The sequence below is a fragment of the Pseudomonas sp. S3_C06 genome, assembly GCF_054667675.1.
The window spans coordinates 4,100,838-4,114,414 of sequence record NZ_CP162747.1 but is presented as its reverse complement, the minus strand read 5'-3'; the positions used below and the strand labels follow the sequence as shown (position 1 = coordinate 4,114,414).

Below are 13,577 nucleotides of genomic sequence, written 5' to 3'. Positions count from 1 at the left end.
TCATCCATGACGACTATGCGCATGACCCTCGCCGCGCTCGGCCTGAGCGCGTTTTCAAGCCTTGCACTCGCCGCCGGTAATCCGTTGAGCGTGCACGTGCTCAATCTGGAAAATGGCCTGCCGTCGCCGGGCATCGACGTGACCCTGGAAAAACACGTTGGCCAGAACTGGCAGCCGTTGGCGCAGGGCACGACCAATGAACAAGGGCGGATTGCCGAATTGTTCCCGGCCAAACAGCCTTTTGAAGCGGGTGAATATCGGGTGGTGTTCAAGACCGGCGAGTACTACAAGAAGATCAAGCACGACACCTTCTTCCCGGAGATTCCGGTGATTTTTGAAGTGAAGCAGACCGATCAGCATTACCACATCCCGCTGCTGCTCAGCCCGTACGGCTTCTCGACCTATCGCGGTTCCTAAATCAACACAGATCAAAAATGTGGGAGCGAGCCTGCTCGCGAAGGCGTCGGTTCAGTCGACATCTCGGCTGAATGACCCACCGCTTTCGCGAGCAGGCTCGCTCCCACAGGGGATCTCAGGTGCCCGTTAGATCGTGGCCAGGGCACGCAATCGCGCGGCATCAAGGATTTCGATCTCGCCGTACCCAAGCCCGATAATCCCCTGCCCCTGCAAATCCTTGAGGATCTGGTTAGTGGTCTGCCGCGACAGCGACAGCATCGACGCCAACTGCTCCTGCGGCAGTTGCAGTACACGACGCGGCGCGTCGAGTTCGCCGTAGCCTTCGGCAATCATCAGCAAGCGATGAGCCAGACGCGCCGGCGCTGGCAGCAGGCTCAGTTGTTCGAGGTTGATGAAGGTCAGGCGTAGTTTGTGGCTCATCAGCAGCGCCAGATGTCGCCAGTACACTGGATTTTCATCAAGCAGCTTCAGTAACGGTGCCTGCGGGATATTGAGCAGCGTGCACGGCCCGACCGCATAAGCGTCATGGGTTCGCGGCTGGCCATCGAACAGGCAGATTTCGCCGAACCAGTGCGGCGCCTCGACCAGACTCAACAACGCCTCCTTGCCCTGCTCACTCACCGCACCGATGCGCACCGCGCCGTCGAGTACTGCGTATAAGCCGCACGGCGCATCACCACGCTGAAACAAGCGCTGCCCTGCCGTCAGCCGCCGCTCCCGGGCCGCCGCGAGCAGACTATCCTGAAAGGACACCGGTAGATGACTGAACCACTGGCCGGTCATCAATCGCGAACGAATTTGCATAAACACTCCTGGATTGTCGCCTGCCTGACAGAGCGAACCCCGATCCCGAGGGATGATGCGATCAACCCTACCGGAGGAACAACAATGAAAAGCCTCGTCGACCATCTCAGTCAATACGCCGCCTACCACCGCGATCCGCGCAACATCGCCAGCCACTTTATCGGCATTCCGCTGATCGTGGTGGCCGTGGCGGTGTTGTTGTCACGCCCGGAATGGTCGCTGGGCGGGTTGTGGATATCTCCGGCCGTTATCGTGGCGCTGGCTTCGGCGTGGTTTTACTTGCGCCTGGAAGTGAAGCTCGGGGTGTTGATGACGGTGCTGATGGGCCTGTCAGTCTGGGCCGGGCATGTATTGGCGCAGCAGAGCACCATGGTCTGGTTGAGCAGCGGGCTGGCGATGTTTGTCGTTGGCTGGGTGATCCAGTTTGTCGGGCATCACTATGAAGGGCGCAAACCGGCGTTTGTCGATGACGTGTCGGGGCTGATTGTCGGGCCGTTGTTTGTCGTGGCCGAGTTGGCATTCATGCTCGGGATGCGGCATGAATTGAAAGAGCAGATCGAGGCGCGGGCGGGGGTGGTGCGGGTCAATCCGAATCGTGCGGCTATCTAGACTTCAACCCTGCTCGTTCCCACGCTCTGCGTGGGAACGCCGCCATGGACGCTCCGCGTCCACTGTGACGCGGAGCGTCACGGGATGCATTCCCACGCAGAGCGTGGGAACGATCAGTTAAAGGCTGGCGACTTTCTGCCAGACCTTGGGTTTGAAGAACAGGGTTTCACCCTTGGCCAGCCCGATCAGGCTGTCATGGTCTTTCACCACTTCGGCCTCGATCAAATCCGTCTGCCCCTCAACCTTCAACGTCACCCGCGTGGTCGCACCCAACGGCCGAATATCACGCACTTCAGCCGCATGGTGATCCTCCAGCTCATGTCTGGACAACGACACTTCATGCGGGCGGAACAGCACGTGATTGTCGTCGCTCAGCAACAAGCGGTTCGAATCACCGAGGAAGTGATAAACGAAATCGCTGGCCGGGTTTTCGTAGACGTCGCCCGGTGAGCCAATCTGTTCGATCACGCCCTTGTTCATCACCACAATGCGGTCAGCAACTTCCATCGCCTCCTCCTGGTCGTGGGTCACGAACACCGAGGTCAGGTTGATGTCTTCGTGCAGACGCGCCAACCAGCGGCGCAGTTCTTTACGCACCTTGGCATCGAGCGCACCGAACGGCTCATCCAGCAACAGTACTTTCGGCTCGACCGCCAAGGCACGGGCCAGGGCGATACGCTGACGCTGACCACCGGACAACTGCTCCGGATAACGATCCGACAGCCAATCCAGCTGCACCATGTTCAGCAGTTCATGCACCTTGGTCGCGATCTGGCTTTCACTCGGGCGCTGGTTTTTCGGTTTCATGCGCAGGCCGAAGGCGACGTTGTCGAACACGGTCATGTGGCGGAACAACGCGTAGTGCTGGAACACGAAACCGACGTTGCGATCACGCACGTCGTGGCCGGATACGTCTTCGCCGTGGAAGACAATATTGCCGTTATCCGGGGTTTCCAGACCGGCGATAATCCGCAGCAACGTGGTTTTGCCGCAGCCCGACGGGCCGAGCAGCGCGACCAGCTCACCGCTGTGGATGTCCAGGCTGATGTTGTCCAGCGCCTTGAAGGCATTGAAATTCTTGCTGACGTTACGCACTTCGATCGACATGAATTATTCCTCCGCGGCGCTGGCGCGCAGGCGGTTGATACGGTTTTCGCTCCACTGCTTGAGCAGCAGGATGAAGAGCGCCAGGATCAGCAACAGGCTCGCCACGGCGAACGCGGCCACGTGGTTGTATTCGTTGTAGAGGATCTCGACGTGCAGCGGCAAGGTGTTGGTCACCCCGCGAATGTGCCCGGAGACCACCGACACCGCACCGAACTCACCCATGGCCCGCGCGGTACACAGCACCACGCCATAGATCAGCCCCCACTTGATGTTCGGCACGGTGACGTGCCAGAACATCTGCCAGCCATTGGCGCCGAGCAGTCGCGCGGCTTCTTCTTCCTGCGTGCCTTGTTCTTGCATCAACGGGATCAGCTCACGGGCCACGAACGGCACGGTGACGAAGATCGTCGCCAGCACGATGCCCGGCAAGGCGAAGACGATCTGGATGTCGTGATCCTGCAACCACGGCCCGAACAGGCCCTGCGCACCGAACATCAACACATAGACCAGACCGGCGATCACCGGCGACACCGAGAACGGCAAGTCGATCAGCGTCACCAGCATGCTCTTGCCGCGGAACGAGTACTTGCTCACGCACCAGGCAGCGCTGACGCCGAACACCAGGTTCAGCGGCACCGAAATCAGCACGGCGAACACGGTGAGTTTCAGTGCCGACAGTGCATCCGGTTCAAAGATCGCGGTGAAAAATGCGCCGAGGCCATTCTTCAAACCCTGCGATACGACGATGAACAACGGCAGCAGCAGAAACAGGAAAAAGACCAGCCAGCCAAGGCCGATCAGGATTCTGCGCGAAGTGGCACTGCCACGACGCGCGGCGTTGGCCGAAGAGGCGGCCGCAATAGACGATTGGGACATGGTTCGCGCCTCCTTATGGGGTTTCGATGCGCCGCTGCAGCAAGTTGATCAGCAGCAACAGGACGAAGGAAACCACCAGCATCAACACGCCGATAGCGGTGGCGCCGGTGTAATCGTATTGGTCGAGTTTGACCATGATCAGCAGCGGCAGAATCTCGGTTTTCATCGGCATGTTGCCGGCGATGAAAATCACCGAACCGTACTCGCCGACACCACGGGCAAAGGCCAGGGCAAAACCGGTCAGCCACGCGGGCAACAATGCTGGCACAAGAATGTGGCGGAACACCTGCCATGGCTTCGCACCGAGGCACGCGGCGGCTTCTTCGACTTCACGGGGAATGTCGGCCAGCACTGGTTGCACCGTGCGCACCACGAACGGCAGGGTGACGAAGGTCAACGCGAGGGTGATACCCAGCGGGGTATAGGCAATCTTGAAACCGAGATCAGCGGCGAATTGCCCGACCAGACCGGCGGGAGCATACAGCGCGGTCAACGCGATACCGGCCACCGCGGTCGGCAGGGCGAACGGCAGATCGATCATCGCGTCGATCACCTTGCGCCCCGGGAACGTGTAGCGCACCAGCACCCAGGCCAGCAGCGTGCCGATGATGCCGTTGATGATTGCGGCACACAGCGCGGTGCCGAAGCTCAGCTTCAGGGCCGCCAGCACCCGCGGCGCGGAAATGATCGTCCAGAACTGATCCCAGGTGAGTTGCGCGGCGTGGACGAACATCGCCGCCAGCGGGATAAGCACAATCAGGCTGAGGTACACCAAGGTGTAACCCAGCGTCAGCCCGAAGCCGGGTATGACGGGGGAGATACGACGCGACATAAAAGTCCTTGGTTAAAAAGCATTCCGCTGAACGCACCAATGTGGGAGCGAGCTTGCTCGCGAAGAGGGAGTATCAGCCAACTCTACGTCGTCTGACACTCCGCTTTCGCGAGCAAGCTCGCTCCCACATTTTCCGCGCCTGGCTTCAGGCTTGATGTGTGGCTGGAGTCAGATTACTGCGCCTGATAAATCTGGTCGAACACACCACCGTCATTGAAGAATTTCGGCTGCGCGGTTTTCCAGCCGCCGAAGTCCTTGTCGATGGTCACCAGGTCCAGTTTCGGGAACTGCTGGGCGTACTTCGCGGCCACGTCCTTGTCACGCGGACGATAGAAGTTCTTCGCGGCGATCTCCTGACCGGCCGGGCTGTACAGGTGCTTCAGATAGGCTTCGGCGATCTGCTCGTTGCCCTTCTTCTCGGCGTTCTTGTCGACCACCGCCACTGGCGGTTCAGCGAGGATCGACAGCGAAGGCACGACGATGTCGAACTTGTCGGCGCCGCCATCTTCTTTCAGCGCCAGGAACGCTTCGTTTTCCCAGGCCAGCAACACGTCACCCTGACCGTTGTTGACGAAAGTGATGGTCGAACCGCGTGCACCGGTGTCGAGGATCGGCACGTGCTTGAACAGGGTCTGCACATATTCTTTGGCTTTGGCTTCGTCACCGCCGCTGGCTTTCAGGCCGTAGGCCCACGCGGCGAGAAAGTTCCAGCGTGCGCCGCCGGAGGTTTTCGGGTTCGGCGTGATCACCGAGACGTCGTTCTTGACCAGATCGCCCCAGTCCTTGATGCCTTTCGGGTTGCCCTTGCGCACCAGGAAGACGATGGTCGAGGTGTACGGCGTGCTCGCTTCTGGCAGACGCTTCTGCCAGTCGGCGGGCAGGGTCTTGCCGAGTTTGGCGATTTCGTCGATGTCACCGGCCAGTGCCAGGGTCACCACGTCAGCACGCAGGCCGTCGATCACCGCACGACCCTGCTTGCCCGAACCACCGTGGGATTGCTGGATTTTCACGGTGTCGCCAGCATGATCTTTCTGCCAGAACTTGATGAATTCAGCGTTGTAGTCCTGATACAGCTCGCGTGTCGGGTCATACGACACATTGAGCAGTTCGTAATCCTTGGCAACCGCGGAACCGGCAAACACAGCGCTGGCCAGGGCGGCCAAAGCGTAACGGCGAATCGACGACATGGTGAAAGCTCCTGGAATTCTTGGTGGTGGCTTTTTCTTATGTATTTCGGAAATCGTGTTGCCGGTTCAAAGATCGCAGCCTTCGACAGCTCCTACGCACAGCCCCCTGTAGGAGCTGCCGCAGGCTGCGATCTTTTAGCCCGGTTGTTTACCGGGTTGCTGCAAACGGAATTTCTCTTTGCGTTCGATCTGTACGACCTGCGCGTTGTGCACAGTGATTTCCACCGCGCCGAAACGCAGATCGCGCAGGGCGCTCTGGATTTCACGCAAGATGGTGCTTTCGTCCTGACCGTCAACGCTGCGAAGGGATGCGCTCATGGTGCTGCTCCTTTGAATGGGATTTGCCTGGCAGTGGGCGGCACTGCGTTCGGCGTGGGAGCAATATAAGAGAGGCGCGGATATTCTTAAAAAGACTATTTAAGAATGTTTATATAACTGAAAAACATTATGTGGCGGAGCAAGGGTTTGCAGCCTGTTGAAGCAAATGATCGCAGCCTTCGGCAGCTCCTACAGGGATCGGTGTAGGAGCTGCCGAAGGCTGCGATCATTTGATCTTTTAACCAATCACCGGAATTCTCGCCCAGTCAATCTCCTGTGCCGGAACCGGCCGCCCAAACCAGTACCCCTGCCCTAGATCACATTCCTGCTCAAGCAAAAACGCCGCCTGCTCAACCTGCTCGATACCCTCGGCATGCACCTGCATGCCCATGCTCCGGGCCAGCGCGATGATCACCCGGACAATCGCCGCATCATCCTCATCCCACGGCAACCCGGCGACGAAACCCTGATCGATCTTCAGTTTCTGCACCGGCAAGCGCTTGAGCCGTAACAGCGACGAATAGCCCGTGCCGAAATCATCGATGGCCAGGCGAATACCCAACTCGCGCAAACGGTGCATCTGCTCCAGCGCCACTTCCGGATCATCCATCACCGCGCTTTCAGTGACTTCCAGCTCCAGATACGCCGGATCCAGCCCGGTGTCGTGCAGCACCTGCGCAACCTGTTGATACAACTCACGACGAGCGAACAATCGTGACGAAACATTCACCGCGACAAACGACAGCACCAGCCCGGCCTGCTGCCACTGGCACATTTGTCGACACGCCTGCTGCATGACCCAAGCGTCGATTTCGGCGATCAGCCCGGTGCGCTCGGCAATAGGGATGAATTCCGCCGGCGAGACCAGGCCGCGTTGCGGATGCTGCCAACGCACCAAGGCTTCGACGCCAATCAGGCGACTGGTTTTCAAATCATGCACGGGTTGGTAGTAAACCCGCAGTTCCTGCTGCTCCAGCGCGCGGCGCAGCTCGAATGCGATCTCCACACGTTGCTGGGCGTGGGCGGTAAGTTCTTCGGTATACAAGGCATAACCGTTACGGCCGCTGCTCTTGGCCTTGAACAGCGCCGCATCGGCATTGCGCAACAGTTGCTCGGCGCTTAGCGCATCGCTGGGGAACAGGCTGATGCCGAGGCTGGCGTTGATGAACAACTGATTGCCATCAATGCTGAACGGCTCCTTCAGCGCATCGAGAATCCGTTGCGCCAGCGCCGCCGCCTGCACCGGCTGTGGACAACTTTCCGCCAGTACCGCGAACTCATCGCCGCCGAGCCGCGCCAGGGAAATGCCGGGGCCGAACAGCGCTTGCAAACGCGCCGCCACGGCCTTGAGCAAGCGATCGCCGACGTTATGGCCGAGGCTGTCGTTGATCATCTTGAAGTGATCGAGATCGAGCATCAGCAATGCACAGCCGCGCTTGTGGTTTTGCGCCGAGGCCAGAGCCTGCTCGGCGCGATCGCTGAACAGCAGACGATTGGGCAGATCGGTCAGCGGATCGTGGTGTGCGAGGTGTTTGAGCTCATGCTCGGAATCCTTGATCGCGCTGATGTCGGAAAACACCGCGACGTAATGGCTGAGCCGGCCCTGATCATCGTGAATGACCCGGATGGTCTGCCACTGTGGATAAATCTCGCCGCTTTTGCGCCGGTTCCAGATCTCGCCGCTCCATTCGCCCTGCGACTCAAGGGTAGCGAACATCGCCTGATAGAACCCTGGCGGATGATGGCCGGATTTGAACAGGCTCGGCTGCTGCCCAATGACTTCTTCACGCTGATAACCGGTGATCTCGATGAACGCGCGATTGACGTGCACGATCAGCCCTTGGTGGTTGCTGACCAACACCCCTTCACGGGTGCAGTCAAAGACCGCCGCGGCCTGACGCAGGCGTTCGCGATCAGCGTGGCGCTCGCGCAACCGTGCGCCAATCCCGAGAAACTCACACAAGCGCGCCCGCGCCAGGAAAATCAGCCCGGCGCTGAGCGCCGCAAAGACGTAACCGTTGATCAGTTGCCATCGGGCAAGATCGACCGAGTTATCGAAGAAATTGTTTAATAAATGATCAGTACCTTGCAGCCAGACAGCGGCAAGCACGAGATAGAGCAGCGCTGCACGCAATGCATCGCGGTAAGTGGCAGGCATTCGGCTGTCCATGTCCCTACAAAAAGGTTGGAATTATAGGTCAAGAAACATTCAGCGACTCTTATCTGAAAGGGCGACTGGTTTTATCTGTGTGCTTGGTGATAATGCAACGGCTGTTTTTATCTTTATCGAGGGCCCTATAGCCTATGTGGTACGAAGGTTTTCTTGGCTTGTCGGCCTGGTCTCTGGTCGCAGTCACCCTGCTGATGACCCACGTGACGATTGTCGGCGTCACGGTCTATCTGCACCGTTACTCGGCCCATCGCTCGCTGGAGCTGAATGCTGGCCTGAAACACTTTTTCCGTTTCTGGCTGTGGCTGACCACGGCGCAGAATACCCGCGAGTGGACCGCCATCCACCGTAAACACCACGCCAAGTGCGAAACCGAAGACGACCCGCACAGCCCGGTCATCAAAGGCCTCTCCACCGTATTGCGCACCGGCGCCGAGCTGTACCGTGCCGAAGCGCAGAACCCGGAAACCCTGCGCATCTACGGCAAGAACTGCCCCGAAGACTGGATCGAACGCAACCTCTACAGCCGCTACCCGCTGCTGGGCGTGGCGATCATGGGCGTCATCGACCTGCTGCTGTTCGGCACCATCGGCATCACCATCTGGGCGATCCAGATGATGTGGATCCCGGTGTGGGCCGCCGGCGTGATCAACGGCCTCGGCCACGCCGTCGGCTATCGCAACTTCGAATGCCGCGACGCAGCGACCAATCTGGTGCCATGGGGCATCCTGATCGGCGGCGAAGAACTGCACAACAACCATCACACCTACCCTAACTCGGCCAAGCTGTCGGTGAAGAAGTGGGAGTTCGACCTCGGCTGGGCGTGGATCAAAGTCTTCAGCTTCCTGCGTCTGGCCAAGGTTCAGCGCGTGGCGCCGATCGCCCACCGCGTCGAAGGCAAGGGCAATCTGGACATGGACACCGCCATGGCGATCCTCAACAACCGCTTCCAGATCATGGCCCAGTACCGCAAATTGGTGATCGGCCCGCTGGTCAAGCAAGAGCTGGCCAAGGTCGATCATTCGGTGCGCCACCAGTTCCACCGCGCCAAGCGTCTGCTGTCGCGGGAAACCAGCCTGCTGGAAGATCGTCATCACTTGCGCATCCAGACCATGCTCGAGCACAGCCAGGCGCTGAAGGTAATTTACGAGAAACGCCTGGCCCTGCAGCAGATCTGGGTCAAGACCAGCGCAAACGGCCACGACATGCTCGCCGCCATCAAAGAGTGGATTCACGAGGCCGAGGCCAGCGGTATCCAGTCCCTGCGTGAATTCGCCGACCAGTTGAAAACCTACTCGCTGCGTCCTGCAGCGGTCTGAGACCGTTGATCGGTGCACCCGGCTCCCGGGTGCACCCTTCGGAACTTCGCTAAAAATCCCCTATCTCAAAGACACTTCGCCATCCCGGCGGGCTGTACTGTGGCCGTTGTCGAATTGCGGCACGCCTTTGAGATCTGTGCCGATGGTCAATAACAATCAAAAAGACTCATCCTTACCGAAGTGGCCCGAGGCCGCGCAAACGCTCATGGCGTTGATGCATGCCCAAGGCGAAGTCGCCCGTTTGAGCGAACGCGAACAGCTGTTCAGCTCCTTATTGGTCAGCGTCAACGCTGTGCTCTGGGCCTTCAACTGGGAAACCCGTCAGGTGCTGTATGTCAGCCCCGCCTATGAACGGATTTTCGGCCGCTCCGCCGGCTTGCTGCTCGCCGACTACAACCAATGGCGCGACAGCATCTACCCCGACGATCTGGAATACGCCGAACGCAGCCTCGCCGAAGTCCTGCACAGAGGCGCGGTGGAAGATCGCGAATACCGGATCATCGCCGCCGACGGTCAGGTGCGCTGGCTCAGCGATAAGTGCTTCATCAACCGTCAGGACGAGCCGGGGCAACCGGTGATCATCGTCGGCATCGCCGAGGACATCACCGACAAGAAGCAGATGGAAACCGAACTGCACCGTTTGGCGACCACCGACGTACTCACGCAAAGCAGCAATCGCCGCCACTTCTTCGAATGCGCCAACCGCGAGTTCGAAGAGGCGCGGCAGCAAGGTTCACCACTGGCGTTTTTGCTGCTGGATATCGATGACTTCAAAATGATCAACGACAGCTACGGCCACCCGGAGGGTGACAACGTGTTGCAGCGGATTGCCGAGTGCGGGCGCGGTTCGTTACGTCGCGGTGATCTGTTCGGACGAATTGGCGGGGAAGAGTTTGCGGCGGTGTTTCCAGGGTGCGCACCGGACATGGCCATGCAAGTGGCCGAGCGACTGCAGCAGGAGATTCAGCGCTTGAGTTTCAACCATGACGGCCAGACGTACGGCATCACTGTCAGCCAAGGATTGACCAGTCTGACCGAGGCAGACGAAAGCCTCGACAGCCTGTTCGCCCGCGCGGATGCGGCCATGTATGAGGCCAAACGGCAGGGCAAGAACCGGATTATCTCTGCCTGACCCCGTCCTCCCGCCTCAACACAAACCCACTGTGGGAGCGAGCCTGCTCGCGAAAGCGTTGTATCAGACAATGATGTGCTGAATGACAATCCGTCTTCGCGAGCAGGCTCGCTCCCACATTTGGAATGTGGGTGAATCCAGGTTATTTACGCATCCGCATCAATTCCGGCAAGCCGATCTTCAACAACCGTGCCGTGCGGCTCTTCGCCAGTTCCTCAACGCCCTCATGCTCGGTCAGATGCGCCATCTGCGCCGCCATGTTCATGACCAGCGCCTCGCGGGAATACACCCCTCCGCCGAGTTGGTAGACCGACGCAATCAGCTCACGCAATTCCAGCGGCAAACGCCAGCGGGTGCGCAGGGCCGAACCATAAGCGGCACCGAACTCGGCCAGCGCCTCGCCGACTTCCTCCAGTTCATCCAGCTCACCACCCGCCTGCTGCCATTCCTGCAGACAACGCAGCAACGCCAGATCACCCAGCCGATGCAGCATGCCCGCGCAGTAACAGCGCTCCTGATCGAGATCTAGCAAGCGCGCCAACGTGCGCGCATATTCCGCAGTGTGCAGCGACAGTCCCCAATAACGTTCGGCATAGTCCGCCAGACACGGATCACTGAGCCTGGCGCTGCGCTTGAGTGCCAGCCCCAGAATCAGGTTCATGCTCTGTCCGGTGCCCAGGCGATGCAGGGCTTGCGCCAATGTTTGCACCGGCGCGCCGTGGTGCTGCGCCGCGCTGTTGGCCGCAGCGATCAACACGGCAGTGATCTGTGGATCGGTTTTGATCTCATCTTCCAGCAGTTTCAGATCGAGGCCATTGGGATTGAGGCTGCGCTTCACCGCCACCTGCACATCGGTCATCAACGGCGCGCCGTCGGCCTGCTCACGTCGACGCTCAAGAAACACTGACAAGGTCATGCCCGGTGCCAACGTCGGCACCTCACAGAACACCTCTTCACCAGCATCGAGCAGTAAACCCTGCAAACGCTCGGTTAGATTTTCCATATTCAGCGGCTTGGTCAGATACGCGGTTGGCGCCAGCGGAATCGCTTCGCGCACGCTGGCACTGTCATTGCGGCTGCTCATCAGAATAAACGGCAGCAGCGGATTGCGTTTGCGCTGCCGCACGCTGCGCAACACGCTCAAGCCATCGACGCCGGGTAGCTCCCAATCGACGATGGCCAGGTCATAAGGAATTTCGCTGAGCATCGACATGGCTTGCTGGCCATCGGCACACAGGTCCAGCCGTGCATCGCAACGCACGTTCAGCAGCACTTGTTTGAGCAGGTCGCGAGACCACGGATCAGCCTCGGCAATCAGTACTCGCGGTACGGCGGGTAAATCAACGGCAGTCATGCGCGCTCTCCCTTGCAATGCCTGAACCTTAGCCAATGCTGGCCATTCGATACAGCGCTAAAGCGCTCGATGTGTTTCAAAGGGCGTAAAAAAACCCGCCGAAGCGGGTTTTTTGTCGATCAGATCACAGGCAGATCAGAGCTCGGAGAAGCACTCTTCGATGATCGCCAGACCTTTGTCCAGTTGCTCGTCCGGCGAAGTCAGCGGTACAAGAACGCGCAGAACGTTGCCGTAAGTGCCGCAGGACAGCAGGATCAGACCCTTGTCGCGCGCCTTGGCCACAACGGACGCTACTGCTGCAGCGTTCGGCTTGTGGCTGTCGCCGTTTTCGAACAGCTCGACCGCGATCATCGCGCCCAGGGCACGGACTTCACCGATCACCGGGTACTTGGCCTGGATAGCTTTCAGACCAGTGACCAAACGCTCGCCGACAGCCTTGCAGCGATCCAGCAGTTGCTCTTCTTCGAACACTTCCATCACTGCCAGTGCAGCGGCGCAAGCGATCGGGCTACCAGCATAGGTACCGCCCAGACCGCCTGGCGCGATGGCGTCCATGTATTCGGCCTTGCCGCACACGCCGGCCAGCGGGAAGCCGCCAGCGATGGATTTGGCGAAAGTGGTCAGGTCGGCAGCAACGCCCATCTGCTCCATGGCGAAGAACGTACCGGTACGGCCAGCGCCGGTCTGTACTTCGTCAGCGATCAGCAGGATGCCGTGTTGGTCGCACAGCGCGCGCAGACGCTTCATGAATTCCTTCGGCGCAACGTAGAAACCACCTTCGCCCTGAACCGGCTCAATGATGATCGCGGCGATGTCTTTCGGCTCGGCGTCGTTCTTGAAGATGCGCTCGATGGAAGCGATCGAATCGTCGATGCTCACGCCATGCAGTTCGTTCGGGTACAGCGCGCGGAAGATGCCGCCTGGCATCAGGCCCATGCCGGCCGAGTAAGGCACGACTTTACCGGTCAGACCCAGGGTCATCATGGTGCGACCGTGGTAGGCGCCGGTGAAGGCGATCACGCCGGCACGGCCAGTGGCGGCACGGGCGATTTTCACGGCGTTTTCCACGGCTTCGGAACCAGTGGTGACCAGCAGGGTTTTCTTGGCGAAATCACCTGGGACCTTGGCGTTGATTTTTTCGCACAGCTCAACGTACGGCTCGTAAGCCAGCACCTGGAAGCAAGTGTGGGTCAGCTTGTTCAGCTGTTCGGTCACGGCGGCGATGATTTTCGGGTGCACGTGGCCGGTGTTCAGTACAGCGATGCCGCCAGCGAAGTCGATGAACTCACGACCTTCAACGTCAGTCACGGTAGCGTTTTTTGCCGATTCAGCGAAGATCGGGTGAATCTGGCCAACACCACGTGGAACAGCTGCGGTACGACGGGCCATCAGTTCAGCGTTAGTCTTGCTCATTACAGTCCTCATTCGCCGCTCATCGGGCGGCGTGGCTCA

Annotated in this window: 13 protein-coding genes; 4 read left to right on the top strand and 9 right to left on the bottom strand. The window is 59.5% G+C overall.

All coding sequences use genetic code 11. From position 1 onward, the window contains the following. Positions 1–6: 6 nt before the first annotated feature. Complete coding sequence (gene uraH / locus AB4N44_RS18315) at positions 7–417, top strand: hydroxyisourate hydrolase (RefSeq protein ID WP_460108128.1); 411 nt, start codon at positions 7–9, stop codon at positions 415–417. Between the two features lie 126 nt (positions 418–543). Here the strand turns inward: uraH and AB4N44_RS18310 are convergent, their stop codons facing one another. After that, positions 544–1,221 (bottom strand): Crp/Fnr family transcriptional regulator, encoded by a 678-nt coding sequence (locus tag AB4N44_RS18310; protein WP_150775434.1) that lies wholly within the window; start codon positions 1,219–1,221, stop codon positions 544–546. A gap of 84 nt (positions 1,222–1,305) precedes the next feature. Between AB4N44_RS18310 and AB4N44_RS18305 the strand changes: the two genes are divergently transcribed. Continuing rightward, entirely contained in the window at positions 1,306–1,830 is a 525-nt protein-coding gene (locus AB4N44_RS18305) for an Mpo1 family 2-hydroxy fatty acid dioxygenase (RefSeq protein WP_150750248.1), read from the top strand. A gap of 117 nt (positions 1,831–1,947) precedes the next feature. Here the strand turns inward: AB4N44_RS18305 and AB4N44_RS18300 are convergent, their stop codons facing one another. The 6 genes from AB4N44_RS18300 to dibA form a co-directional block, all read right to left on the bottom strand. Then, complete coding sequence (locus AB4N44_RS18300; RefSeq protein ID WP_095113898.1) at positions 1,948–2,937, bottom strand: sulfate/molybdate ABC transporter ATP-binding protein; 990 nt, start codon at positions 2,935–2,937, stop codon at positions 1,948–1,950. A gap of 3 nt (positions 2,938–2,940) precedes the next feature. Then, positions 2,941–3,813 carry a sulfate ABC transporter permease subunit CysW gene (gene cysW / locus AB4N44_RS18295; protein ID WP_038367233.1) on the bottom strand — a complete coding sequence of 291 codons (873 nt, stop codon included), beginning with the start codon at positions 3,811–3,813 and terminating at the stop codon, positions 2,941–2,943. A 13-nt stretch (positions 3,814–3,826) separates the two neighbouring features. Continuing rightward, the gene (gene cysT / locus AB4N44_RS18290; RefSeq protein WP_007917680.1) at positions 3,827–4,645 is read right to left on the bottom strand and encodes a sulfate ABC transporter permease subunit CysT; all 819 of its coding nucleotides are present in this window, start codon (positions 4,643–4,645) and stop codon (positions 3,827–3,829) included. Positions 4,646–4,818: 173 nt separating this feature from the next. Continuing rightward, a complete protein-coding gene (locus AB4N44_RS18285; RefSeq protein WP_460108133.1) occupies positions 4,819–5,832 on the bottom strand; it encodes a sulfate ABC transporter substrate-binding protein in 1,014 nt (337 codons plus the stop codon). A gap of 135 nt (positions 5,833–5,967) precedes the next feature. Continuing rightward, entirely contained in the window at positions 5,968–6,150 is a 183-nt protein-coding gene (gene oscA / locus AB4N44_RS18280; protein ID WP_007917682.1) for a sulfur starvation response protein OscA, read from the bottom strand. A gap of 238 nt (positions 6,151–6,388) precedes the next feature. Next, positions 6,389–8,308, bottom strand: a complete 1,920-nt coding sequence (gene dibA / locus AB4N44_RS18275; RefSeq protein ID WP_460108135.1) for a phosphodiesterase DibA — start codon at positions 8,306–8,308, stop codon at positions 6,389–6,391. A gap of 146 nt (positions 8,309–8,454) precedes the next feature. Here dibA and desA point away from each other — a divergent pair, with 146 nt between their 5' ends. Both desA and AB4N44_RS18265 read left to right on the top strand, forming a co-directional pair. Further along, a complete protein-coding gene (gene desA / locus AB4N44_RS18270) occupies positions 8,455–9,639 on the top strand; it encodes a delta-9 fatty acid desaturase DesA (RefSeq protein ID WP_460158120.1) in 1,185 nt (394 codons plus the stop codon). Between the two features lie 142 nt (positions 9,640–9,781). Then, positions 9,782–10,771 carry a GGDEF domain-containing protein gene (locus AB4N44_RS18265; RefSeq protein WP_460108138.1) on the top strand — a complete coding sequence of 330 codons (990 nt, stop codon included), beginning with the start codon at positions 9,782–9,784 and terminating at the stop codon, positions 10,769–10,771. Positions 10,772–10,913: 142 nt separating this feature from the next. Here the strand turns inward: AB4N44_RS18265 and AB4N44_RS18260 are convergent, their stop codons facing one another. Beyond that, positions 10,914–12,125 (bottom strand): HDOD domain-containing protein, encoded by a 1,212-nt coding sequence (locus AB4N44_RS18260; RefSeq protein ID WP_460108139.1) that lies wholly within the window; start codon positions 12,123–12,125, stop codon positions 10,914–10,916. 135 nt (positions 12,126–12,260) lie between these two features. Next, entirely contained in the window at positions 12,261–13,538 is a 1,278-nt protein-coding gene (gene gabT, locus AB4N44_RS18255; RefSeq protein WP_007917687.1) for a 4-aminobutyrate--2-oxoglutarate transaminase, read from the bottom strand. Positions 13,539–13,577 lie beyond the last annotated feature (39 nt).